This is a genomic window from Paenibacillus sp. JNUCC 34, assembly GCF_058269055.1.
Genome location: NZ_CM177770.1, coordinates 2,601,488 through 2,624,617, shown reverse-complemented (window position 1 = coordinate 2,624,617; position 23,130 = coordinate 2,601,488). Strand labels below are relative to the sequence as shown.

Annotated in this window: 25 protein-coding genes; 9 read left to right on the top strand and 16 right to left on the bottom strand. The window is 43.0% G+C overall.

Features of this window, described 5'->3' with window-relative positions; genetic code table 11:
• Nucleotides 1–82: 82 nt before the first annotated feature.
• Together AC2TF5_RS12420 and AC2TF5_RS12415 are read left to right on the top strand one after the other, a co-directional pair.
• On the top strand, nt 83–1,222 hold the full coding sequence (locus AC2TF5_RS12420) for a serine hydrolase domain-containing protein (protein ID WP_491302443.1): 1,140 nt from the start codon (nt 83–85) through the stop codon (nt 1,220–1,222).
• A 250-nt stretch (nt 1,223–1,472) separates the two neighbouring features.
• On the top strand, nt 1,473–2,216 hold the full coding sequence (locus AC2TF5_RS12415; RefSeq protein WP_491302442.1) for a S1 family peptidase: 744 nt from the start codon (nt 1,473–1,475) through the stop codon (nt 2,214–2,216).
• Nucleotides 2,217–2,230: 14 nt separating this feature from the next.
• Here AC2TF5_RS12415 and AC2TF5_RS12410 read toward each other — a convergent pair whose 3' ends face one another.
• Nucleotides 2,231–3,610 (bottom strand): sensor histidine kinase, encoded by a 1,380-nt coding sequence (locus AC2TF5_RS12410; RefSeq protein WP_491302441.1) that lies wholly within the window; start codon nt 3,608–3,610, stop codon nt 2,231–2,233.
• The gene (locus AC2TF5_RS12405) at nt 3,610–4,317 is read right to left on the bottom strand and encodes a response regulator transcription factor (protein ID WP_491302876.1); all 708 of its coding nucleotides are present in this window, start codon (nt 4,315–4,317) and stop codon (nt 3,610–3,612) included. Before AC2TF5_RS12405 ends, AC2TF5_RS12410 begins: the two co-directional genes overlap by 1 nt.
• Before the next feature lie 165 nt (nt 4,318–4,482).
• On the opposite strand from AC2TF5_RS12405, the gene AC2TF5_RS12400 reads away from it, so the two are divergent.
• Genes AC2TF5_RS12400 through AC2TF5_RS12385 form a run of 4 tightly spaced genes read left to right on the top strand, consistent with a single transcriptional unit; the run spans nt 4,483 to nt 7,267 of the window.
• Nucleotides 4,483–5,400 carry an ABC transporter ATP-binding protein gene (locus tag AC2TF5_RS12400; protein WP_491302875.1) on the top strand — a complete coding sequence of 306 codons (918 nt, stop codon included), beginning with the start codon at nt 4,483–4,485 and terminating at the stop codon, nt 5,398–5,400.
• Nucleotides 5,397–6,149 carry an ABC transporter permease gene (locus tag AC2TF5_RS12395; protein ID WP_491302440.1) on the top strand — a complete coding sequence of 251 codons (753 nt, stop codon included), beginning with the start codon at nt 5,397–5,399 and terminating at the stop codon, nt 6,147–6,149. The genes AC2TF5_RS12400 and AC2TF5_RS12395 overlap by 4 nt, the downstream gene beginning before the upstream one ends.
• A gap of 12 nt (nt 6,150–6,161) precedes the next feature.
• Nucleotides 6,162–6,893 (top strand): ABC transporter permease, encoded by a 732-nt coding sequence (locus tag AC2TF5_RS12390; RefSeq protein ID WP_491302439.1) that lies wholly within the window; start codon nt 6,162–6,164, stop codon nt 6,891–6,893.
• A gap of 26 nt (nt 6,894–6,919) precedes the next feature.
• Nucleotides 6,920–7,267, top strand: coding sequence for a YxeA family protein (locus AC2TF5_RS12385; protein ID WP_491302438.1), 348 nt, complete (start codon nt 6,920–6,922; stop codon nt 7,265–7,267).
• A gap of 127 nt (nt 7,268–7,394) precedes the next feature.
• Here AC2TF5_RS12385 and AC2TF5_RS12380 read toward each other — a convergent pair whose 3' ends face one another.
• The 3 genes from AC2TF5_RS12380 to AC2TF5_RS12370 form a co-directional block, all read right to left on the bottom strand.
• On the bottom strand, nt 7,395–7,631 hold the full coding sequence (locus AC2TF5_RS12380) for a hypothetical protein (protein ID WP_491302437.1): 237 nt from the start codon (nt 7,629–7,631) through the stop codon (nt 7,395–7,397).
• 76 nt (nt 7,632–7,707) lie between these two features.
• Nucleotides 7,708–8,304, bottom strand: coding sequence for a class I SAM-dependent methyltransferase (locus AC2TF5_RS12375; RefSeq protein WP_491302436.1), 597 nt, complete (start codon nt 8,302–8,304; stop codon nt 7,708–7,710).
• Nucleotides 8,305–8,396: 92 nt separating this feature from the next.
• A complete protein-coding gene (locus AC2TF5_RS12370; RefSeq protein WP_491302435.1) occupies nt 8,397–8,795 on the bottom strand; it encodes an Rrf2 family transcriptional regulator in 399 nt (132 codons plus the stop codon).
• Between the two features lie 444 nt (nt 8,796–9,239).
• Here AC2TF5_RS12370 and AC2TF5_RS12365 point away from each other — a divergent pair, with 444 nt between their 5' ends.
• Nucleotides 9,240–10,268: an FUSC family protein gene (locus AC2TF5_RS12365; RefSeq protein WP_491302434.1), complete on the top strand. Its 1,029-nt coding sequence runs from the start codon at nt 9,240–9,242 to the stop codon at nt 10,266–10,268.
• On the opposite strand, the gene AC2TF5_RS12360 is transcribed toward AC2TF5_RS12365, so the two are convergent.
• Genes AC2TF5_RS12360 through AC2TF5_RS12340 form a run of 5 tightly spaced genes read right to left on the bottom strand, consistent with a single transcriptional unit; the run spans nt 10,226 to nt 15,647 of the window.
• Nucleotides 10,226–10,864: a nucleotidyltransferase family protein gene (locus AC2TF5_RS12360; protein ID WP_491302433.1), complete on the bottom strand. Its 639-nt coding sequence runs from the start codon at nt 10,862–10,864 to the stop codon at nt 10,226–10,228. The two genes, AC2TF5_RS12365 and AC2TF5_RS12360, sit on opposite strands and share 43 nt — an antisense overlap.
• Complete coding sequence (locus AC2TF5_RS12355) at nt 10,851–11,900, bottom strand: XdhC family protein (protein ID WP_491302432.1); 1,050 nt, start codon at nt 11,898–11,900, stop codon at nt 10,851–10,853. Before AC2TF5_RS12355 ends, AC2TF5_RS12360 begins: the two co-directional genes overlap by 14 nt.
• Nucleotides 11,901–11,923: 23 nt before the next feature.
• Nucleotides 11,924–12,394, bottom strand: a complete 471-nt coding sequence (locus AC2TF5_RS12350; RefSeq protein ID WP_491302431.1) for a (2Fe-2S)-binding protein — start codon at nt 12,392–12,394, stop codon at nt 11,924–11,926.
• A 3-nt stretch (nt 12,395–12,397) separates the two neighbouring features.
• Nucleotides 12,398–13,231, bottom strand: a complete 834-nt coding sequence (locus tag AC2TF5_RS12345; RefSeq protein WP_491302430.1) for an FAD binding domain-containing protein — start codon at nt 13,229–13,231, stop codon at nt 12,398–12,400.
• A complete protein-coding gene (locus tag AC2TF5_RS12340; protein ID WP_491302429.1) occupies nt 13,218–15,647 on the bottom strand; it encodes a xanthine dehydrogenase family protein molybdopterin-binding subunit in 2,430 nt (809 codons plus the stop codon). The genes AC2TF5_RS12345 and AC2TF5_RS12340 overlap by 14 nt, the downstream gene beginning before the upstream one ends.
• A gap of 109 nt (nt 15,648–15,756) precedes the next feature.
• On the opposite strand from AC2TF5_RS12340, the gene AC2TF5_RS12335 reads away from it, so the two are divergent.
• The gene (locus AC2TF5_RS12335) at nt 15,757–16,398 is read left to right on the top strand and encodes a L,D-transpeptidase family protein (RefSeq protein ID WP_491302874.1); all 642 of its coding nucleotides are present in this window, start codon (nt 15,757–15,759) and stop codon (nt 16,396–16,398) included.
• 114 nt (nt 16,399–16,512) lie between these two features.
• On the opposite strand, the gene ytxJ is transcribed toward AC2TF5_RS12335, so the two are convergent.
• The 6 genes from ytxJ to AC2TF5_RS12305 all read right to left on the bottom strand — a co-directional run bounded on the left by ytxJ (nt 16,513) and on the right by AC2TF5_RS12305 (nt 21,010).
• Entirely contained in the window at nt 16,513–16,851 is a 339-nt protein-coding gene (gene ytxJ, locus AC2TF5_RS12330; RefSeq protein ID WP_491302428.1) for a bacillithiol system redox-active protein YtxJ, read from the bottom strand.
• A gap of 101 nt (nt 16,852–16,952) precedes the next feature.
• On the bottom strand, nt 16,953–17,918 hold the full coding sequence (locus tag AC2TF5_RS12325; RefSeq protein ID WP_491302427.1) for a hypothetical protein: 966 nt from the start codon (nt 17,916–17,918) through the stop codon (nt 16,953–16,955).
• The gene (locus tag AC2TF5_RS12320) at nt 17,885–18,469 is read right to left on the bottom strand and encodes an RNA polymerase sigma factor (RefSeq protein WP_491302426.1); all 585 of its coding nucleotides are present in this window, start codon (nt 18,467–18,469) and stop codon (nt 17,885–17,887) included. Before AC2TF5_RS12320 ends, AC2TF5_RS12325 begins: the two co-directional genes overlap by 34 nt.
• A gap of 233 nt (nt 18,470–18,702) precedes the next feature.
• On the bottom strand, nt 18,703–19,185 hold the full coding sequence (locus tag AC2TF5_RS12315) for a carcinine hydrolase/isopenicillin-N N-acyltransferase family protein (RefSeq protein ID WP_491302425.1): 483 nt from the start codon (nt 19,183–19,185) through the stop codon (nt 18,703–18,705).
• A 35-nt stretch (nt 19,186–19,220) separates the two neighbouring features.
• Entirely contained in the window at nt 19,221–19,679 is a 459-nt protein-coding gene (locus tag AC2TF5_RS12310) for a C45 family peptidase (protein WP_491302424.1), read from the bottom strand.
• Nucleotides 19,680–20,290: 611 nt separating this feature from the next.
• Complete coding sequence (locus tag AC2TF5_RS12305; protein WP_491302423.1) at nt 20,291–21,010, bottom strand: AAC(3) family N-acetyltransferase; 720 nt, start codon at nt 21,008–21,010, stop codon at nt 20,291–20,293.
• Between the two features lie 612 nt (nt 21,011–21,622).
• On the opposite strand from AC2TF5_RS12305, the gene AC2TF5_RS12300 reads away from it, so the two are divergent.
• The gene (locus AC2TF5_RS12300; protein ID WP_491302422.1) at nt 21,623–23,074 is read left to right on the top strand and encodes an RNA-guided endonuclease InsQ/TnpB family protein; all 1,452 of its coding nucleotides are present in this window, start codon (nt 21,623–21,625) and stop codon (nt 23,072–23,074) included.
• Nucleotides 23,075–23,130 lie beyond the last annotated feature (56 nt).

Below are 23,130 nucleotides of genomic sequence, written 5' to 3'. Positions count from 1 at the left end.
TTTTGTAAACTTCTAATAGTAAGGTACAATAAAAGAATATCCGAAATGGGAATTATTATCACAACTGGAGGTTTCGATAAACTTGAACATTGCACACGACCAACTATACGATTTGACTAAATTAGAAACGATGCTGCATGAAGACCATATCGCGTGGAGCTTTAGAAATATGAACAAAATTATGCCTAAAAACGATATTCAAGCCCCGGAACACAAATTTCTGTTTCAAAAAAATGAACAGCCCTTAACCGAAATAAATTATGAAATCGATGGCCGGAGCATCAAAGTCAGTGATTATTTACAAAAGGTGTTCGCCACTGGATTTCTAGTCATAAGAGACGATACGATTGTGGCCGAGCAATATTTTAACGGGTATAATGAGCATTCGACTGCAATGTCCATGTCCGTGGCTAAATCGATAGTTTCCGCGTTAATAGGCATTGCGCTTGATGAAGGGGCAATGAACAATGTTCATGATCCCGTGACCTTATACTTGCCAGAGTTAATCGGCAGCGGATATGACGGGGCGAGTATTAAGGATATATTGCAAATGTCTTCCGGCGTCCGCTTCAATGAAGATTACAGTGACAAAAACGCGGAAATTCACACATTCTTGAGTGATGTATTCAGCGAGAAGGCAGTGCCTATATCGAAATATGTGCAAAAATTGACAAGATTGCAGGAGCCCGGCCGTTTCCAATATAAAAGCGTCGATACTCAAATTTTGTGCATGCTGATTGCAAGAACAACCGGAAAGAAAGCTTCGGCCTATTTAGAAGAAAAAATATGGCAGCCGCTTGGTATGGAGCACGATGCTTATTGGAATACCGATCTACATGGCAACGAGATAGCATTCACGTTCGTTAACGCGACACTGCGTGATTACGCCAAGTTCGGTAGACTTTATTTACATAATGGAGATTGGAATGGCCGCCAAATCGTATCTGAAGAGTGGGTCAAGCAATCGGTTACACTAGATGGCCGGGTAGATTTGCTGCCTGGGGCAGCCGATGATTTCTTCGGGTACCAATACCAATGGTGGGTTCCGCAAGACAGCAACGGCACTGAATTTATAGCGCGCGGCATTTACGGGCAGCACATATATGTGAACCAGAAAGAACGCACGGTCATCGTGAAAACTGGAGTTGATCCGACGATATTTAATGTTCATGATTACGAAGCGGTCGCTGCTTATCGCACGATCATCGAGCATTTGAAATGATGGATAAACAAGCTGCAGTCCTAGTAAGGCTGCAGCTTGTTTTGCTTATATATACTTAGATCTACTCGTTTCAGATCACATTCCCCCAAGGTTTGGTATAATTATCTTGAATCCGTGATTATCATAATTTCTCATTAGCAGGGAGGTATTTTCCATCCGTAACGATGAGCTGAACGATCTTAAAACACCTGCCGAATCATTAGATGATACTACAGAGCCAGTTCATGAATGGGAAGAAGAATTTTGGAACATGGAGGACGACGATGAAGATGATGAGCTGAATCCCCCACCCCGTAGAACATGGATCAAAAAAACAATTATTGTGATGCTGGCCCTTCTGCTATTCGGCAATCTGATCGCTTTTATACCGCAGATATATAATCTTCCTTCACTCCGTTTTTTGAAAAAGGATTCAGAGTTATCGCAAGAGGAACAGATCCAGAAATATAAACAATCCGTTGTTAACGTCAGTGTCGGCAATCGTAAGGGCACCGGCTTCAATATTTCCGCAAGTGGCCTCATTATTACGAATCAACATGTAATGGCAGATGACAAAGCTGGCATTATCCAATTTCTTCATGGAAAATCCTATTTGGCAGATGTCATCGTCAGTGACATAGAGCTCGATATTGCCATACTTAAGATTAGAGACCATGAGACCAACCTGCCTACGCTGCAGTTGGAAACAGAGACATCGTATCAAGAGGGCGACCCTATATATGTCGTCGGAAATCCATTAGCTTTTTACCGGATCGCCACTGAAGGCACGGTGCTAGGATTAACGTCATCAGAGAGTCGCGAGCTTCCCATGCTCATGATACAGGCGCCTATTCATAGCGGAAACAGCGGCAGCCCTGTGATCAATAATAAAGGGAATGTTATCGCTGTTGTGTTTGCCACTACAACTACAACACAGGGAGATCAATCCATCACCGTAGGGCTCGCCATACCAACCGATTATTTGCAAAAATATGCAGAGATCATATTTGAATAAGGGAGCAAATTGAATCAGGGCGCAGGCAATTTTAACGAAGCTTTTAACCCTTGACCAGTGTCACTCTCTAGTAAAAGTTGACCTTTATGAGCCTGCGCGATGCGTGCAACCATAGGAAGACCAAGACCATGACCCTGGCGAACGGGACGGACACGTCCCGTGGTATAGGGAAGCACAACAACGTCGGATAAATACTCTTTGGGGATGCCTGTTCCGTTATCAGAGACTACAAATAGATAAAAGGAATCTTTCAGTGACCGTAAGGTTTCCAGCACAATCTCGCATCCTTCCGGGTTATGCAGCACGCTGTTATGTACAAGATTCGTTACAGCACGATACAATAATCTCTCATCCCCCATAATATGTAAGCTCTCTTCTTGGATATTTAAAGTAATTGAATAACGTTCATCCAGGCCATTATTCAGAAATTCAGTTGCCACCTGTCTAGCCATAACCGAAAGCCTGATTTGCTTCAAGTGAAGCGGCTGCATTTCGTACTCAAGCATAGAAACGAGGTTCAAGTCACTCACCAGAGAACGCAGCCTCTCCCCCTGACGGCGTATGATGCCTGCCTGCTGCTTCTGTTCAGTTGTCAGCCCAGGCTGGTCCTCCAGTTCACTGGCATAACCCAGAATCATCGACAACGGTGTACGTATATCGTGAGAAATGCCTGAAATCCAATTGGAACGTGCTTCATCCCTCGCTTTAAGAGCGTCATTTTTGTCCTGCAAAATATTGGACGTAGTATTTATACTTTCTGATAAATCGAAAAAAATCCCCTTGGTATCGACTTGAACCGGTTTCTCTTTTGCAAGTGATTGAATTCCGTTAATCAGGGGCCTTATACCGCGAATGAGTCGGGTACCGATCAGCACCGATAGCAATAAGGCCAACGCCACATTACACACCAGCAATAACAAAATTCTTATAGGTAGCGACTTAAGCCAGTCAGTCAAAAAATTGAATTGATATTTTCCATAACTGTTTTTAGGATAGCCAACAACCAGCAGTCCCTCTTTATGCTCCCATACATACACGGGATATTCTTTTAGATAATAACGTGAAAACTTGGCCACATCCGTGATGTTATAGGTATGGGGAATCTCTTCAGGGAGCCGGTCACTCCACTTCATCTTCCCTTCTGAATTCAATAGCATAGCCCAAGCCTGATTCGAATCCAGGAGACTTATCGCCTGTGGAGCCAATACATAGTTTCCATCCATACCTTCGAGCCCCCGGGCAATTTGCTCTACAACTGACTCTGGTGAAGGCTCTGTATGTATTTCCTTAAATATTAGAGAACCAAGTAGAATCAGGTTGAATAGCAGTAACATCAACGAAACCAGAATTGTCGATCCGACAAATCGCCGTAAAATCCGGACAACTCCATCCATCAACAGGACTCCTGAACCATAAGTTTGTATCCTAAACCTCTTACCGTAAGCAAAAACAAGGGGTTAGAAGGGTCCTCTTCTATTTTCTCCCGAATTCTTCGAACATGTACCATTAACGTATTCTCGTAACCATAGCAATCATCTCCCCATACCGCTTGGCATAAAGCATCACTTGTTACAATTCGGCCCTGATTATCGTACAACTTCATCAGGATGGAGTGCTCTTTGGCTGTCAGTGATAATTCTGTCTCTTCTCTCTTTACGACAGCACTTTCCAAATCGATTAACTGTCCACCGAGTCGAAAGACAGGTAGTCTCTCGACAACATTGGAAGCATACACCCGCTTCAGAATAGCCATCAGCCGCAAAATCAGTTCCCTCGGCAAAAAAGGTTTGACCATATAATCGTCAGCCCCCATCCCTAGGCCCAACAGCCGATCCTCATCCTCGCCACGCGCAGACAGAAACAGCACAGGCATGTCCGAAAAAGATCGGATTGATGAGAGAAGTGAGAACCCGTCTCTGTCAGGCAGCATCACATCCAGAATGGCCATATCCGGTTTCTCCAACCTGCAAATGGATAACGCAGTGTCATAATCCTTTGCTGTGTAAATACGATAAAAGCCCTCTTTCCGCAAAAATCGTTCAATCATTTCCCGAATTTCCGGTTCATCATCAACAATCAATATTTTTTTATTCTTCACCATGTCCAATTTATATCACCCTATTTATTATACATGATAAAGTTTTGCACCCGATATTCCCCACTTCTATTTAAGGTAACCGTAAGGTTATCTTCAGCTGAGTGCAAGAAGCTCGCTCTATATTATAAGCATGATTAAACACTTATTGAAATGGAGCTGAGTTGATTGATGAACGCTTCCCCTATAATCGAAACCCATAATCTTTCCAAATCTTATGATGGAACACACCGGGTACACCAGATTAATTTAGCTGTTCAAACCGGTCAGATTTTTGGCTTTCTCGGCCCTAACGGAGCCGGCAAAACCACAACGTTAAAAATGCTGCTGGGGCTTATCAAGCCTACTGAAGGCACAGTCAACGTGTTTGGTAAAGATTTGAAGAGCAATCGCCCGGACATTCTGAACAAAACAGGTTCTCTTATCGAATCTCCATCTTATTACGGTCATCTGACCGGCTTGGAGAACATGAGAGTTATGCAGCACCTGCGAAACATCCCGAGCAAAAATATTGATGAAGCACTGAAAATCGTTCGTCTTGAGAACCAGAAGCATAAACGAGCGGACCAGTATTCACTTGGCATGAAACAACGCCTTGGTATTGCCATGGCCTTACTCGCATTTCCGAGTCTGCTGATTCTGGATGAACCTACGAACGGCCTTGATCCGGCAGGTATCGGAGAGATCCGGGAATTAATCAAGTCCCTGCCGGAGCAATACGGAATGACCGTTCTACTCTCCAGTCACCTATTAACGGAGATCGAACAGATCGCTACTTCTGTAGGCATTATCAGTGACGGCAAACTTCTATTTCAAGGAACGATGGAAAGCCTTCAGATGAGCAACAAGGCAAAGATACTGATTCAAACGAATGATATGGCCCGAGCTGAAAAAGTGCTCTTAACTCAAGGGTACATGCCCAGAGTACTGGGAAAACGGCTTGTGCTCGAATATTTGCACGATGAAGAAGTAGCCCGAATGAACAAACTGCTAGTTGAACACGACATCCCCGTAAGTCGAATTGAGGAACAACAAAAAAGTCTGGAAGATATCTTTCTTGATCTTACCGGAAAGGAGCGAAGTTTGTGATTAAAGCATTAACGCTGGAGTACTTTAAAATTCGTCGTAAAAAGATATGGGTCATGCTGACTCTATTCCTTACTGCAGAGATGATATGGGCATCCATGTCCATGAGCATCTCCATTTCCCGCAATGCAGCTAATGCTAGCTGGGAAGCACTGATCTTTAGCATTTCTTCCATGAACGGTCTGTTTCTGCCGATTATTTCAGCCATTGTTGTGTCGCGTTTATGTGATATGGAGCACAAGGGCAACACCTGGAAAATGTTAATGACCACCAATACCGGACGTAATCATGTGTATGCGGCCAAATACATATGTGCCAACAGTCTCATTCTGTACGGAATCGTTGTGCAAGCCGTGTTTATCGTAGGGTTCGGATTATCCAAGAACATCTCCGGGCCGTTGCCCCTATCACTGTTGATACAATTCATTGCGGGAACGCTGTTAACCAACTTGACCATAACGGCTTTACAACAATGGTTATCACTTGCGGTGAAAAATCAGGCCTTTGCCTTATGTCTGGGCATGTTAGGCGGTTTTATTGGAACAACGTCAAGTCTATTTCCTTCGGCAATACGCCATTGGTTTATCTGGTCCTATTACATGGATCTGAGCCCGGTCACGTATATCTACGGAGCTTCCTCCGGAACATACGTGACGGAAACGATGCCCCTCGGTTTGCTGGTAGTGGCCATTATAACGACTGTAATCTTTTATTTTGCTGGTAATACCCATGTCTCAAGGCAAGCGATCTAAGGAGGGATCTAAATGTTCAGGAGCATTTCTGCCGAATGGCTTAAACTTCGTCATTCCCGAATCAGCCTGGTACTGGCCGTTCTGCCTGTCATCAGTCTGCTGATCGGAGGTTTTAACTTCTACTTCAATCAAGCTGCCCTGCAAAATGGTTGGTATAGCTTATGGACACAGGTCAGTTTGTTTTACGGGGAATTTTTCTTGCCCATACTCATTGCCATCTGCTGTGCTTATGTATGCAGACTGGAACATGCCAACCGGAACTGGAATATGATACTCGCTTCCCCTGTACCCATAACCAGCCTGTTTATCGCTAAATTGATCATTGTAAGTATTTTGATTTTATCTGCGCAGACGTTATTTATGGTGATGTACTGGTTGGCAGGCCAGTTGTTCTCCATCCCGGGCCCATTCCCAATGGAAACGGTGATTTGGAGCTTCCGGGGCTGGATTGCTTCCATCTCCATTGCCGCTTTGCAATTAGGTTTGTCGATACGTATACGGAGCTTTGCTACACCTATAGGTCTCGCTTTGTGCGCCGTTTTTCTTGGCCTGGGTATGTATATATTGAAAATCGGCATGTTGTTCCCCTACTCCCTGCTGACCATTGGTATGAGTGTACTTAGCCAGCAAAATCTTACACGTACGGAGAACTTAGCCTTCCTTCTCATGAATGGTATCTTCATCATATTGTTTGCTGTCTGGTCCATCCATCGACTAAAACACAAGGACACTCAATCCTCCTGAATATATTAAAGAAAGGTTAACTCAGAATGAAAAAAACATTTACATTACTTACTCTGGTTATTGTTATTTTGACTTGCATGTGGCTGTTCTTCATGGACCCGGAGAAGCTAACCCCCGACAATCCGGCAGGTAAAACGACGTATTATACCATCGTAGATAATTCTATAGCGAATATAGATGATAACGGCAGGTACAATTACGAATTAACAGGTTATACAGACCGAGGGAAGCCAAAACAACTGAGCTTCTCGGCCAGCAAACAACTTCAAACGGGGGCTTATATAAAACTGTATGTAACTGTGTTTCGTGGCGTAACGCACTGGGAAGAGATCACATCAGACGAACTTCCCAGAAGGTTAAACAGCAAACTTTAAGTCAGAACAGCGGATAACCTTTTTGGTATCCTTTTATCAAATTCAAAAAAAGTGCTCATCATACTTACCTAACCGATAAATCAATAAAACAAATAGGAGCTGCCTCATAGCAAGCTCCTATTATATGTCACGTAAGTTTAATCGTCTTCTTTTTTACGTTACTTTTATTTAAAATTTTTATTGCCCTTTTAATTCCTTCTGTCCCCATGATACTACTAGCAGATGCCGCTAATACACTTAAAGAAACTAATTTAACTACATAAAAAATTCCTGTTCCGATTATTAAATCTAGGATTACAAATTTCCTTATTGTAGAGCCTTTTATAACGTAAATAACCATTTGGTTGTTTTTATCCTTTTTCAACAGCATCACACCTTAATCTGTTTTACAAAAAGGGTATGATAAGATAGCCTGGTCATATAACTGGAGCTTAATTACCTTATTTTCTTAATACAAGTTGAATGACATGGGCTAAACCGGTGTGCGCCTTTCCTTCCACTCGCTCTTGTTCTCCATAGAAGAAATGGATCACCTCATGACCTTCGCACCAAGTAAGAATTTCTTTTGGTTCGTAAAGCATACCAAGATCTTCGGGTCCGCCTGTACCATACTTTAATTGGTCCTTGGAGTATACCTCAAGCATAATAATCCCTTCAGGCTTTATAGCATTTTTTATTTTATTAAGAACTATTGTCTGAGCATCTCTATAAAAATGTCCAAATACCATTATTGCAGCATCATATTCCTCGAATGGCACACTATCTGCCAAAAGGTCTAATTTTTTTGTATGCACGTCAACTGCATACTTCTGAGCTAGTTTTTTAGTTTTTTGCAGACCACTCTCTGCATAGTCAATTGCTGTTACTTCATGATCTCTTTTTGCCAAAAAAACAGCATTTCTACCTTCACCCTCTGCAAATGCAATAACTTTTTGACATTGTTCTAATCGAAAGGCTTGTTGTTGAATAAATACGTTAGCTTCTTCACCAAACATATATTCCTCTGAATTAAAACGCTCATGCCATGTAATTGCCATGCAATAGCCTCCTATGATTAATGTATTACTATCACTATGCCTATCTATCGCTCCCTAAAACTTAGGAAAGCAAATAAAATGGATTTGGCACCTTAAACTTGCGTTTGCTTTTGGGCCAGGTCCGCCAGTTTTGTATTTTTGAGATGCGACTCCATCTTCTCTTCCGCTTCCTTCATTACAGCTTGAATCGAGCATTCGTCACCGTGAACAAAATTACATTCAAATAAGGAGGCGCTGCCCTCAATGGCGTGGATAATATCCAAAAACGTAATGTCGTCTTTTTTGCGGGTTAACCGATAGCCTCCGTTAGCTCCGGAAATCGATTCGATCATCCCTGCTTTCACGAGCCTCGTTAAAATTTTGGAAAGATAGGTTGGTGAAACGCCCTGGGATTCCGCCAACTGCTGAACGCCTACCGGCTTAACCGGAGAAGCGGTAACGAGCATGAGCATGGTGTGCAGAGCATAATTCGTCGCTTTTGTAAATCTCATGGTAGCACCTCATTTATAGACTTATTGTGTCTATAATATCCTCGAATTCGCTAATGTGTCAAGTTTCGGATTTTCATAAAAATGTACCTGCAACTTAGGAACTTAGCGCAGATTGATCGCTGAACTCTCCACTTTTTCCATTCTTATGAACCAAACTGTCATAAAGGAAAATCTTGATTGGCATACTACAAGTGCGTGTTCAAAAAGGTCGGTTTTCAGCACCGAGAAGGTTGAATGAAGCTAGAGACTGAGGAGCGGAGCGTACGTTTTGGGTACGTGAGCGCCGGAAGGACCGGCTGAACTCGAGATTCGATGCCGAGCCCACTTCCTGATTCACTTCGTGATCAAAAGCGGACTTTTTGAACAACCTCTACAAGAGAAATCAAATCATTGTGTACCAGCGGAGTACTATGAACGAATAAAATGAACATGGAGCCTAATAAGATGACGAATAAAATGATGGATTTTATCAAATACAAAGGGGTTGTCTGGAAAACACCATTAGCTGCAGCACTGTCATGGGAGCTCGCGGAGTGGGCTGGATCTAAACATCCTTACTTAGCTCCTCTGACGGTTATTTTGACCATTCAATTAACCGTTGACAAGTCCCTACAATTTGCATGGCAGCGTGTCATGGGGACCATTGCCGGCGTCCTTTTTACAGCAGCAATAGCACCTTATGTTGCTTTAAACGGCTGGAGTATAGGACTCCTTCTTTTTGCTGGGGCTCTAATCATAATGTGGCTGAAATTGGATCATGCGATCATGATCCAATTTGCTCTCAGCATTTTATTAGTGATGTTCTTTCAAAGCAAGATGCCTAGCTATCTCTTTGATCGGATACGTGATACCGTGATCGGCGCTACTGTTGCGGTACTGATCCAAATACTGATATTCCCCCCCGATTCCATTAACAAAACCCAAAAAAAGATGATCCATTTCGCGGATCATCTAGCCAATCATTTTAAAAACACCGGATTCTGGGTAAAGGAAGGCTGTTCCTCGAGTGAAGTCCAAACCTTACAAACAAAATTGCAAACCTTATTTCAAGAACTTCATCAAACGACAACCGAGCTAGATAAAGCGGAGCAAAGTTTGCGTTACAATCCGCTAGGTCACAAAAAACGCCGTGTACTGAAACAATTAACCCAAAAAATGCTTCAACTTCGTTCTGGATATGCCAATATTGCTGACATGATGCGAGTTCTTGTGAAATGGTCCGAGAGCGGCAACTTTTCGAAAGAGGATCAACGAATTTGGGCAGATCATTTGAACGCGTTAGCAGAGCTTGTGGGGGGATGGAAAAGTGTGTTAGATGATCCAACAACATCCTTGGTTTACAATGGCTCAGCTCTGCACATAAAAGCGCCTGCACATGTAGAGGACTATCAGTACCCGCTAGCATTATATATGAACGCCGAACAAGTCATTCAAGATTTCCAAAATGCGGATATTCCCAATAAAGTCTTGTAATCTTCAGCGGTATTCACATCCATGAACAGATCCGGGTTTGCGAAATCGATGCAAACTCCGGATTTTTCCTTTCGTATCAGATGTCTGGCTCCTTGATCATTCTGCAATCGCAGGAGATTCGGAAACATTTGATGCGCAAAAATAACCGGTGGTCTTGCCAAGCCATCATAATTCGAGGCTACGAAACCAATGTTGCTATTCAACTGATGTTTTTGAAAACATTTAAGCAGTTCATTGATCATCTCACCTGTAATTAAAGGTTGATCCGCCAGCAATACCATCACGGCTGTCGCTTCCAGAGCAAGTGCAGCCTGTATACCGCACCGCAGTGAGTATGCTTGCCCCAAGTGTGCTTCGGGGCAGGTAATAACAGACCATTTTCGTTTGATCGGATCCCGGTAAAATGTACTATCTATCCAATCTGCCGAGGCGTCATTTACGATTATACAAACATAATCCAACATGGAGTTCAAAGCTGCAGCCAACGCATAATTTCCCAAGTTCATAGAACCGAGCGGAAGTCGAAGTTTATCCGAACCCATTCGGGTACTATGGCCTGCCGCTAAATAGATGCCAACGATATTATTCCGGCTCATGAATAGCAACTTTTTGCGTTCTATTTTTTCGATATGTATAAATGATTTCTGCGAGAATGCTTACTGCGATTTCCTCCGGCCCCTCTGCACCAATCGCAAGTCCTACAGGAGAATGAACGTTCATCGGAACGGGTTCACCGCTTATTAAACGTTCCGTTCTATTTTTCGATCCCAGAATGCCGAGATAACAAAGTTGTCGCTCCGAAAGAAAACGAACAAGCTGCTGATCCCGCCTGAAATGATGAGTCATTACAATTACATAATCATGAGCTGTAAAATGAATCATCCCTATCGTTTCCTCTGGAAAGCCCAATAAAATTGATTCAGCATCCGGAAAATAATGCCAATCGCAAAAAGCGGGTCTCCAATCGGAGACGATGACGGAGAAACCGGTGGCCGCTGCAAATGCGGCAAGCGGTCTTGCGTCCGGTCCCGCACCAAATATGATCAGACGTGGCTTGGGATAAAAGGTATGAACGAAAACATCCGATTGCATGGATGAGACAAACTTCATTCCACTCCTCCACGATTCCTCGGACGACGTCAAATCCAATAGTACCTGCGGAAATTCACCCCTCCACTCCCCGAATAGGTGCTGATCTATAGTCAAGAAACCATAATCGATAACAGATTCATCCGGGCCGAACCTTTTAACAATTGTGACCTCGGTCTGATGATCCAGATAATTCTTCAATGTAAATAAATGATCCTTAAACAGATCATTTACCGGTTCCATCGTTACATGAACAACACCACCGCATCCCGGTTCTTCCCCCCAGGACAGCGGATCCGATGTTTGCATATCGAACACAAAGCTGCGAGAGATACCTGTCGCCAAAATATTCGGTACGCGGGCGGAAAGATCAGCCTCCAGGCAGCCAGCGCTTAATACCCCTATTTGTGAACCATCTTCAAGAAACAACATGGAGGCTCCTTCTTTACGGTAAGCGCTCCCCTCCACATGGGTAATCGTCGCAAGCACACTTCTTAGGTCGGTACGTTGAATCGTTTCCAGAATACGATGAATTTCTTCCAAACTCGCCCCTCCTCAACTCTACGTTAACCATCATTTTTCGGCTTGAAGACGGTCTCAACTGCATTATGAATTTCTTCATAGGACATGCATCTGCAAATGTTGGACTCCAGCCATATTCTAATTGTTTCTTCATTTGCGTCTGGATGAGCGTTCCACAAGCCATGACAGTTCACAATAAAGCCAGGAGTACAATAACCGCATTGAAAAGCCTGATTTTGAACAAAGGCATGTTGTACTGTTGAGTTCATTAAACCCTCGATCGTTGTGATTTTCTTTCCATTGGATTCCACAGTGAGCATAAGGCATGCTTTCATAGGCAGGCCGTTTACCAGTATCGTACAAGTACCGCAGTCTCCGTTATCGCAACCGGATTTACTCCCCGTGAGTCCGAGCTTGTCTCGAAGTGTATATATCAGTATATCCGCTGCCCTTACTCGAATGGATCGCTGTTCACCGTTCACTTGGAATTCAACTGGATAATCGCAGGATGACATACTTCACCTTCTTTCCAATACAAGTACCGCGTCAGCCATCGTTTGTTTAAGGACAAATTCCCGATAAGAGGCGGATCCTTCCGCATTATTCAGTAATGGAGCAGGAAGTTTGCCGATCGCCTCTTCTATTCTTGCTGTTAGTGGTATTGAGGTGTCGTTCAACATCTGATCAATTTCAACGGATCGAAAAGGGAATGAACAAACGCCGCTGTATGCTGTGTGAATCTGACTATCTTTTTTAAGAGCGGCTACTGTTACGAGGGGGTAGCCGACATTACCTATCTGCCGTTTTTTGAAATGAACGAATGGCAACGATAAATAGTCACGGTCTGTTAGGATTTGTACAAGAAATTCTCCATTTTTCAATCTCAATTGTTGTAAGAACACATGGTGAATGGAAGTCTCTCTGATCCCTTGTATTCCTGCTATAATCATACGACTGTTCGCCAACAGAAGCGGGAGCACGGCCTCCCTATAATGAATTTTGCCGCAGATGTTTCCTCCGAGTGTAATTTTATTCCGGGCTGTTTGGTCGGCTGCTCCCTGTGCCGTTTCACTGAGAAGCGAGAAAGGGTTCGCTGCAGATAAAGCCGATAACGTGACACAAGCTCCGATAACCAGCTTATCCTTCTGAATTAGCATGACGTTGCACTCGGGAATGGACTTCAAATCGATAACAGCTCCCAGTTGAATGGAGTTTGTTCGAGCCCATGTGATGATCTCCGTCCCTCCGGCGTAATACATCGGTTTCTTCCCTTGTTTTTGCAAAGACTGAAACATTTCCACAGCCATCTGTATGGAAGAAGGTTTGTGGTATTCAAAATCAAACGGGATCATGGATCGCCCTCCAGATCATCTCGGGGGTCAGAGGCAAATGATTAAGCTCCACTCCAGCGGCCATTGTAAGGCTATTCGCAAGTGCGGCGGGCATGCCAATTAAGCCATGTTCACCGATTCCGCGCAATCCGTAAGGCGCTTCCAAATGAGGCGTCTCAACAAATTCAACACAGTACTCTGGCTGTTCTCCATAGCGAATCAATTTATATGTTCGGAATTGCGAATTTAGAATGGCACCTCGATCATTGAATAGAAAAGCCTCCCGACTAGCAAAACTTAACCCCATACTCATAGCGCCCGTGATTTGGCTGCGGGCGAACTCTGGATTGATCACCTTACCGGCATCAATAACCGTTGCCGCTTTAACGATTTTATATGTGTAATCTCTTGTATTTAATTCTACTTCTACTGCCTGTGCGCCTACCGTCCATTCTGGACCGGGATTTCCTTTGCCGGTTTCAGGATCCAATAATGTTAAATTACGCATCGAATAGCTTCCGCGTCCGATGATTTGACCACCGATCGTATTCCCATTCGGAAATTTGTATCCGTTGGCGATTTTTTCAATTTCTATCTCAATATCGGGGCGATATTTACAGTAAACCTTGCCTCCTCCAACATCCAAGTCTATTGGTAAGCATTGCAGTGCAATGGAAGCGATATTTTTTAGCTGTACGATGGCATCGTCAGCCGCATTCAAAATTGCATTACCCACTAAAAAGGTACTACGGCTCGCCACCGTCTTCCAATGTTGGGGATCCGTTTCGGTATTTACTTCCATAGAAATATGTATCATCTGGACATCCATACGTAGCCGTTCTGCTAACAGTTGAGTAAGCGCCGTTCTTGTGCCCTGGCCGATTTCTACTGCACCGCACAGCAGATTAATGCTTCCGTCGGAATTAAAAACTATAACTGCACCCGCTCCGGCATCTGTTGGCGTATTCGAAGTTTTCCAGAAACAGCATACCCCTCTCGCCTTGATGAGGTGGCCATTGATTTCACGTAGAGGACGATCGTCCCAATGGATTAACGATTTCAATTTTGCTATGCACATGGGCAAATCGCCCATATTACTTCTATTTAATAAGGTTTGTGTTGGGGATGTATCGCCTGGTCCCATCGCATTATGAAAACGAAATTCCAAAGGATCCATGCCCACTCGATCCGCCAATAAGTCCATCGCCCTTTCTATGGCGAACGTGAGTTCTGGATGTCCGAATCCTCGAAATGAAGTGGAATAGGGATGATTAGTGTACATGCATAAAGAATCGCAATGAACATTATCGATGCGATAGGGTCCCGTACAATCGACGGCTCCCGCTCGGCTCATGACCACACCTCGATCTGAATAAGCACCACCATCATACAGATGCAGAATTTCGGCGGCCATGATTTTCCCTTCACCGGTACAGCCAAGTTTGATTCTAGCATCTAATCCAATATGGACTGGTGAAGAGATCATGTCCTGCTCCCTGGAATTAACCAGTTTTACAGCTCTTCCACCAACTGCAACTGAAGCTAAATAAGCAAGATACTCCGTCTGAATTGCAGATTTTCCACCAAAACTGCCTCCAACCAGAGGCGTGTGAACAATAACTTTGTGAAGCGGAATATGAAACGATTGGCTGATTACCCTTCGGATTACATAGGGTGATTGTGAAGTGGAATGGATGATCACTTTTCCGCCCGGCAAAATTTGTGCCGTACTGCATCGCATTTCCATCGCAGCGTGATCTGATTGCGGTGAAGTGACCCGGATTTCGATGGTATGATCGCTATTCCTCCAACCTTCCTCCATATTTCCCTTACGTATTTTTGTTCGGTTCGCGATGTTGGTTCCCGGCTCCGGGTAAACCTCTTCCTGTCGCTTGTACGCGGCAAGCTGCTCATGAATGAGCGGCGCATCTTTCTGAAAAGCTTCGCTTGGAGAAAGGACAGCCGGTAAGAGTTCATAATCCACTTTGATATGAAGAGCCGCCATCTCTGCAATATATTCTTGTTCCGCGACAACAAGGGCGACGGGCTCGCCATAATATCTCACTTTATCAATAGCAATTGGCGGCCGATCTGCCAGTGGTGACCCGGTCAAAATCGGATTATCTACTCCTGTTATAACCGCCTTTACACCCGGTATTTTCATAGCTTCCGACGAATCAATTGATTTTATTTTTGCGTGAGCATGGGGGCTGACCGCTATTTTGGCATGTAAAAGCTCCGGTCTTGAGATATCATTTATATATTTGGTTGCCCCTGTCACTTTCTCCCATGTTTCCTTTCTGGGAACGCTTTTTCCAACCGACCGTCCGATCTCATCCCCCTCCTTTAATTCAAGTCCTCTATAGCCTATATATATACAGGATTTATTGTCCGTATTATTTAAAATTACACAAATGTACGAATGAATCTCATCCATTAGGACAACCTACATCAATAAAATACTAATTATGGTGAGTAAAATAATGATACAAAAAATACCATATTTTCCACTTCGGTCTATTGTAATATCTTTACTGATTATAGCCATGACTGAAGGAATTGCGCACAGCCCTGCCTATGCCGAACCATCCTTGCCGATTGTGGCTGACCAAGGCATTTATTCTATCGAAGTTTACCCTCAGTATCATCAACTGATTGTACGGGCACAGGGACAGAAATTCAAAACATATCGCATTGCTGTTGGAAATCCATCCACTCCTACCCCTGTTGGAGAATACCAAGTTGTATATAAGGGGAAAGATTGGGGACCTTCCTTTGGCCCACGCTGGCTTGGTTTAAACGTCCCATGGGGGAGTTACGGTATTCACGGTACAAACAGACCGTACTCTATTGGGCAGCCTCTGAGTCACGGGTGCATTCGCATGCGTAATCACGATGTCCTTGAATTATTCGAGATGATCCCAGTCGGTACTAAAGTAACCATTTATGGCCATGTATTAGGCGGGCCGAATCATGAACCAAGGGATTTAGCGGAGGGTGATGTCGGAGGAGATGTGCAACTGATTCAATCCCGTTTAAAAAGTTCCGGTTACTTCAATGGGATATGTAACGGCAAGTTTCGCTCAAATACAACTGCAGCTTTAAAAAAATTTCAACGCGATCACCATTTGGCACAGAACGGTGTCGTTTCGAAAAAGGTGTATGAAGCATTAGGATTGTTGGAATGAAGCATCTTACGTTTTGAATAAAAAAAAAACAGATCGGCATTTACGCCGATCCGAACAATGTGTGCTCGTGACCTCTGTTAGAGAAACATCTCATTCATGTTTTCTAGTTTCTTTTCAGTCCAATACCGCTCTCATATGCTCAATCGTAACCGCCCAGTGAGATGCAGTCCAATACTTGGCTTTGTTCGTCACAAAAATAATTTGTGGCGATTCATGCTTCATATTTAGATCCTCTGCAATTTTATTGGAAACCGGACGGGATTCGATGACTTTAACAAGAATGTAATCCAAATCACGATTTGGTGTCTCCTTCAGATAATGATCATACTCTGCAAGAGCATTAGCACTAACTGGGCAGGTCGTACTATGCTTTAAAATAACTTGACCGCGTTCTGAAGACTTCTCCAGAATCGCACTCCACTCTTCTAAGGTCATAATTTCTTTCCACTGCATTTTTTGGTTTATCTCCTTTGAATTTAATATAAGTGTACCCACAATACTTCAATTATCTATTTTACATAGTTTTGCATACTAATTCGAGATTTTCATTGGAATCAATCCGTAATCATGCTCGCAGCCATTTTTTTGAGCTCTTTTTTACTCAATACATCTTCTTCATTTACCCAAATCGTATAGGCAATACTGCGTTTACTATCATACCAGGCGATCGTATCTCCACCAGTCTCATTATTAATATAAATTGCCTCCACATGTTTCAGCTTGATTTTCTCAGAAGAACCATTCGTCGGCTGTGTTACGCTTAGCTTTGTACCATAACCCGCTTGGATAATAATAGCCCGGCTGTTCTTAACGCTAGATAAGTATAAAAACGTATTATTAGCCTTCGACCAATCCAGTTTTTCGATAAACAATTTCTCCTCATTCTTAGATGAATTTGCCTTCATCATCAAATTTTTCTCCAATTTATCATACTCTTCTTCGTAACTCAGAGGTTCCAGAGGAATTACTTGTCCAGAAGAGAAACTTATACCCTTTGGAAGATACCTTGGTTCCTTAAGAAGAGGCGCCGAGGTACGAACCTGCTCTGTTATAAAATCCTCATAAGAACAATATTCGATAGGAAGATATTGGAATTTAATCGAATTTCGGGTGTCATAGCCGTTCAGTTTATTGATGTAATCATCCTTGATATAATAGGCCGCCAACTCGCCGGGTTTAAGGACCGTCAATACTCTTTGTCTGTATTCCTCTAGTAAATTGCTTAATTTAGTAGGCAGCGACGACTGCGGGTCAATAGTTTGGACCACTACCTTCCCTTTACTATTAAATATTTGGATATGCCCGGTTGCAGCGTAAGCAGTGAATGAGGCTAGAAATATGCAAGATACAGCAATTGACATTACCGTTTTTCTCTTGAAGGAGCGAAGTCCAGAACGTTTTTTATGGTGCATCATCTTAATGTCATGCCAGAGTTTGGACGTAATATCAATATTACGAAAATGATCATCCGATACGGAATTCTTTTTCAATTCTTCGTTTGAATCAATGATTGCTCCCATTTCTCTTCCCCCTGCCATTTACTCATTTTATCTTTTACTTTTTTCTTTATTCGATTTATTTTTTTCCGAACGGCTTCCGGACTTTTGCCGGTAATTTCACCAATTTCCGTATAAGTCTTGTCGTGAAAAACACACAAAATCAATAAGCTTCTTTCCTCAACGGGAAGGACGGCAAGCGCTCTAGATAACGGTTCACTGAATGTCCCTCTTAAAACCTCCTGCTCTGCGCTTTCCGCGAATATCTGCCCTTTCAATAGTCTGCCTAGCTTCTCGTATAATTGACGTCTATGTATCAGATTCAGACAATGATGATAGGCGATCTTGTACAACCATGCATTGAAGCTGACTGTTGGCTTATAGCTTGAGATCGATTTGTAGGCTCTCAGAAAAATTTCCTGTACGGCGTCCTCCGCATCCTGATCACTACCAAGCAGCCGGCAGCAGTAAATATACAATTGCTGTTGGTACTCCCTTACGATAGGGATGAATGCTTCCTCCTGTCCAGCTTGAACTTGATGAACGTATTGTTCAATCATTGCCGTGTCGATCATCTTCCCCTCCTCTCTGGTAACATGTATACCTATATAACAATGCAATGAACGACAAACGGACACCGATCTGCATTTTTTATTGAATAAGAAAGTGGCGGCTTTAGCAGCCTGGAGTACTGCGCTTAAACGCAAAAAAGGCTGCCTATCCGTGGCAGCTTTTGTTCATTTCTATTCTCCACCCGTATATCAATTCGCCACTTCTCTTTAAGTGACCTTCCAATCGAGGTGGTTGCTTACATTTCTCTCCAAAATTGTTCTGGGTTGTTAATACTTGCATCATCATACCTGCCTACAATTTCTTGAAGTCCCACTGGTGCATCAAAATTGACAGAGTGCCATGGATTCATATCTGGCGGACCAAAACTAACTTTCAGTTTTTTATCTGTCACATCAAATACCATACTTCTGAGTGTACCCATTCCACTTGAATAATAATGGCAGCAAGGACCATATGGATACTCCGTGGACAGTAAGTTCCTTATCTTTTCATCATTGATGTAAGGTGCATCCCGCAATAATGAATTCCAGACGGATGAATAACGTATTCCGGAATTCCAGAAATGATGTTCATCGAATTCTTTCATTTCGTGGCTTACAAAATGATTTGTAGCTACCATTAAACCACCAACTGGTTTCCGCACAGATATTCTTTTTTTATTGGACGAAAAGCTTGCTACCTCAAAAATAGAAACATTATTAGCAGCATCTGCTACCATAATATTCGAATTGGTACATAACGGCATTTCTTCAATCAGACTTGTAATGAGAAACCCATATGTTTGGGTTTTCCGGTTACACGAGTAATGCATAAACTCCTTTCATCTCTTACGAAATATTCATAGCTCCGTCCAACATAAAAATGTCCATCACTAGTGTTTGAAGGAAGTACAGCAAATTGACAGCAGTTGGGTGAGTTGTGATATGAATTTGCATAACATATCATTTTTTCCGCTTCTGTATTTACTTCATCAGCAAAACCTTGTATTTCATCCGTGAATCCGGGACATATTTTATCAATCATCATCATTCTCTTATGAGCTTTTGCCGCAGATATATAGTCTTGCCCTTCCATCGGGCTGGTATAATAGGCGATATCACCTGGATAATGCTCCTTAAATGTAATCGCCCGCTGTTTACCTACCTCATAATTGCTTCCTTCCGTCACATGGATATCAAAAATCATCGGTTCTTTCTGATCGTTATTTTCCATATCTTTCAACCTTTCTGACATGAAATTTACTAACTTTGTTGCTTTCGTCGCAATCATAACATTTTAAAAAAATTAGGTCTAATGGATACTTGATCATAGATTCGAGGACCTTAAAATGTATACAATCCTGTTCATTTCGTAGTTTTAAACCGAAAAAAAATATAAGTGATCAGTTCATCTAACAACAAAAAAAACCGCGATTTACGCGGTTACTATATCGTTATCGTGTTGACTACGCCTCACCGACTTAAAGCCCGAAGAGCTCGCCGCGGCACTGTTAGTCGGTGCAGGTGTCCCGGCAACTACTTCCTCGCCTTGGACCAACATAGTGTATTAATGAATATACTCGTGCTAATAAGTGGATATGCACCATCCCATGAGGTAAATTGGACATTGGCTCTACTTCATAACAGCAATAAAAGTCACAAATCCTCTGTTCCCTTAATAGTTTGGCGGAGTAATGCCATAAGTAATATTCGGGTTTTTTACCTTTATTCACACCTGCGTACAAATGTTCTTATAATGATTTTGATCTTCTGATTTATCATATGGTTTAATACAATTCGCCGCCCTTTCAGATAACGTTGTTGTATCTACGAACCGTTTTCAATCTATCTTCTGTTCTGATTCATCCAGTCTAAGGCGAAATCAACCATTTCTTTCATTGGTATTAAATAACTCACCGCATCTCCTACCTTTCCCTCTTTTACCAACGTAGTCTTGGATTTGAACTCATCAAAAATCATATTAAAATCGTCAGATTCATTATTGATATCATCATAAGTAGTCCATTGTTCTTTTCCATCTACACTCATTTTCACTTCCCAAATTTTAGACTTGATATAAGAATTTTTCTGGCTATACTCAGCCAAATGTAATGAAGTATTCCCATTCGTAGAAACTCCAAGCAATAGAATATATCCTTCTAAATCATAGATTTTCCCCAAAGGAGAATCCTCACTTAACGCATAATCTAATCTATGATTCATAGTTATTTTTTTTGCATCTTTCCCCCACGCAGCAAATGACATATGAGGGTGTGAACTTCTTAACACTCCATTTTGTTTTCGAAATGTTTCAGGGATAAATCCCATATACGAAGTTGGTGTTAGATCAGGGTAATATATTGGCATATTTTCTTTTATTATTTTTATTTCCTCTAAGGTTAAGTCACCATCGTAGTTCGTCGGAGCACACAAATGTTCAGATTGAGTCGGCATAACAATATTCCCGTTAATTCCTACCGCCTCTTCCAATGCTAAAATTACAGTTACAGGTCCCCCTATAACATTTCCTAAAGATTTCAAAGAGGAGTGGACAATCAAAGTCATTCCCTCTTTTACACCAAGTCGTCTTAAATCATCATTAATTGTCTTTCACGTATTCACAGTACTAGATGCTTCCATTTTTATCTCCTCAAAAAATTATTGGTTGAAATATAAAGCAAGTCTTTCAGAAAACGTCTCTCGTATTCACGACGTTCAAGCGGCTTAAGGCATAGTACCAGGTGACTCTGCCACTTAACCGGCTGAATGTGCCGGGTGAATTCGCTCCATTGCCGCCTCCGGCTCAAGGGCCGAGCTTGTCTCGGCCCGCTACGTTGAATACGATGATATCTGCAGTACCCGACTCCATTGAATTAGCTTGAATATGTATTATTGAATTTATCTATTTCCAATTTCAAAAAGTTATCATCCATATAATTTAATATGCCAGTAAAGAAATAATTACATACCTCGTAGAGTAAGTCATAGGCTTCATTATAATATTCTATCAAATTCACCGAGAGGACGCCCTCTTCAAGCGACGCAGGAGCTAAGGGGGTGGTGAATCGGGGACATCTGTGAAATGCTTGTAACAATTCCTTTCAAATCACTCCCACAATCCAAACATATGTGGTAAAATGAAATAGAACATACGTTTGGTTTGAGGGGGGGGAATGTGTGTCAGAACCAACATACAGAACTTATCAAATTTGGATCAAGCCCGGCCATCGTTTGTATGCGTACGCGGAGCAGATGTGTCAGGACGCCAAGAACTTGTACAATACGACGAACTTTTATATCCGCCAAGTGTTTACGGCACTCAGGCAGGACAAGCCTTTTCAACCCTTGCAACAACAAGTCATGGACACGTTGCTGATGAACATCGGATTGATGAACGTACGCCAACTTGAAGCCCATCAGGCGAGACTTCAGAAGCAGCTTCTGAAACCAGCCGACCAGCGGAAGGATTCCCGCTGCCACCTGTTCGAATTGCCGACGAAGGCGTCTCCTTATGTGGATTATCCCTTTCTCGATTGTCTGTTCAAGACGATGGAACAAGCGGATTACCGGGCACTCCCTGCACAATGCAGTCAGTGGGTTATGAAGCGTCTATTTTCCAATTGGCAATCTTTCTTCGCCAGCATCACGGATTATCGAGTGCGACCTGACAAATACGCCGGAAGACCGCATATTCCCGGCTACGCCCGCACCAAGGCCAAGGAAGTCGTTTTCACCAATCAGGATTGTGAGATCAAGGATCGCAAGTACCTCAAACTCCCAAAGACGAAACAGCGGCTCAATATCGGCAAGCTCGGCTATACAGAGGGAGATTTGAAGCAGGTACGCTTCGTTCCGAAATACGGGCAATATGTCGTGGAACTGGTATTCGCTTGCCCAGTAGAAGCGACAGATGTCGCGAAAGAGAATGCGTTGGCGATTGATTTGGGCATTGATCAGCTTGCAACCATCGTCACAAATACGGGTCATCGACCGGTATGCGTGAAGGGCAAGCCGATGAAAGCAATCAATCAGTATTACAACAAGTTGAAGGCACATTATACTGGGATTCTCCGCCAAGGCAAACAACCGCAGGAAGGTGCATTTTCATCCAAGCGACTAAATCGGCTGCATCTGAAGCGTCATCGGAGGATTAAGGACTTGTTTCACAAGACGAGTCATTATATTGTCAGACTAGCTGCCGAGCAGAAGATCGGGACAATCGTCATCGGATACAATCAGGGATGGAAGGTAGAATCCGATATGGGTCGGAGCAACAATCAGTCGTTCTGTTACATTCCACATCAGATGCTTGTTTCGATGATCCGGTATAAAGCCGCGGCACTCGGAATCGAAGTGATTCTCACCGAAGAGGCGTATACGTCGAAGGCCAGTTTCCTGGATCACGACCCATTGCCCAAGTATGAAGATGGAGTTACAAGGGCCTTCTCGGGCAAGCGGATTCATCGCGGGTTGTATCGAAGTGGGAAGGGCCTGATCCATGCTGATGTGAACGGAGCAGCGAATATCATGCGTAAAGTATTCCCAAAAGCATCCGCCAATGGGATAGCGGGGTTGGTCGGTAGCCAGTCCGTCAACGTGTCAACTCCACTGATGTTAAGCATCCAGTAATAAGCAGAGATGATACATCAGAAACCCCCACTTCAATCGAAGCGTCAGCATAGGTA

What these genes read in the sequence shown, in the direction of transcription:
- AC2TF5_RS12390 (WP_491302439.1), top strand. Translation starts at nt 6,162, where the DNA reads ATGTTCAGGAGCATTTCTGCCGAATGGCTTAAACTTCGTCATTCCCGA.
- AC2TF5_RS12335 (WP_491302874.1), top strand. Translation starts at nt 15,757, where the DNA reads ATGACTGAAGGAATTGCGCACAGCCCTGCCTATGCCGAACCATCCTTG.
- AC2TF5_RS12405 (WP_491302876.1), bottom strand. Translation starts at nt 4,317, where the DNA reads ATGGTGAAGAATAAAAAAATATTGATTGTTGATGATGAACCGGAAATT.
- AC2TF5_RS12365 (WP_491302434.1), top strand. Translation starts at nt 9,240, where the DNA reads ATGACGAATAAAATGATGGATTTTATCAAATACAAAGGGGTTGTCTGG.
- AC2TF5_RS12320 (WP_491302426.1), bottom strand. Translation starts at nt 18,469, where the DNA reads ATGATCGACACGGCAATGATTGAACAATACGTTCATCAAGTTCAAGCT.
- AC2TF5_RS12415 (WP_491302442.1), top strand. Translation starts at nt 1,473, where the DNA reads ATGGAGGACGACGATGAAGATGATGAGCTGAATCCCCCACCCCGTAGA.
- AC2TF5_RS12315 (WP_491302425.1), bottom strand. Translation starts at nt 19,185, where the DNA reads ATGGTAGCAGATGCTGCTAATAATGTTTCTATTTTTGAGGTAGCAAGC.
- AC2TF5_RS12375 (WP_491302436.1), bottom strand. Translation starts at nt 8,304, where the DNA reads ATGGCAATTACATGGCATGAGCGTTTTAATTCAGAGGAATATATGTTT.
- AC2TF5_RS12325 (WP_491302427.1), bottom strand. Translation starts at nt 17,918, where the DNA reads ATGGGAGCAATCATTGATTCAAACGAAGAATTGAAAAAGAATTCCGTA.
- AC2TF5_RS12360 (WP_491302433.1), bottom strand. Translation starts at nt 10,864, where the DNA reads ATGAGCCGGAATAATATCGTTGGCATCTATTTAGCGGCAGGCCATAGT.
- AC2TF5_RS12340 (WP_491302429.1), bottom strand. Translation starts at nt 15,647, where the DNA reads ATGGATGAGATTCATTCGTACATTTGTGTAATTTTAAATAATACGGAC.
- AC2TF5_RS12410 (WP_491302441.1), bottom strand. Translation starts at nt 3,610, where the DNA reads ATGGATGGAGTTGTCCGGATTTTACGGCGATTTGTCGGATCGACAATT.
- AC2TF5_RS12305 (WP_491302423.1), bottom strand. Translation starts at nt 21,010, where the DNA reads ATGACTTTGATTGTCCACTCCTCTTTGAAATCTTTAGGAAATGTTATA.
- AC2TF5_RS12400 (WP_491302875.1), top strand. Translation starts at nt 4,483, where the DNA reads ATGAACGCTTCCCCTATAATCGAAACCCATAATCTTTCCAAATCTTAT.
- AC2TF5_RS12350 (WP_491302431.1), bottom strand. Translation starts at nt 12,394, where the DNA reads ATGTCATCCTGCGATTATCCAGTTGAATTCCAAGTGAACGGTGAACAG.
- AC2TF5_RS12310 (WP_491302424.1), bottom strand. Translation starts at nt 19,679, where the DNA reads ATGGAAAATAACGATCAGAAAGAACCGATGATTTTTGATATCCATGTG.
- AC2TF5_RS12385 (WP_491302438.1), top strand. Translation starts at nt 6,920, where the DNA reads ATGAAAAAAACATTTACATTACTTACTCTGGTTATTGTTATTTTGACT.
- ytxJ (WP_491302428.1), bottom strand. Translation starts at nt 16,851, where the DNA reads ATGCAGTGGAAAGAAATTATGACCTTAGAAGAGTGGAGTGCGATTCTG.
- AC2TF5_RS12345 (WP_491302430.1), bottom strand. Translation starts at nt 13,231, where the DNA reads ATGATCCCGTTTGATTTTGAATACCACAAACCTTCTTCCATACAGATG.
- AC2TF5_RS12370 (WP_491302435.1), bottom strand. Translation starts at nt 8,795, where the DNA reads ATGAGATTTACAAAAGCGACGAATTATGCTCTGCACACCATGCTCATG.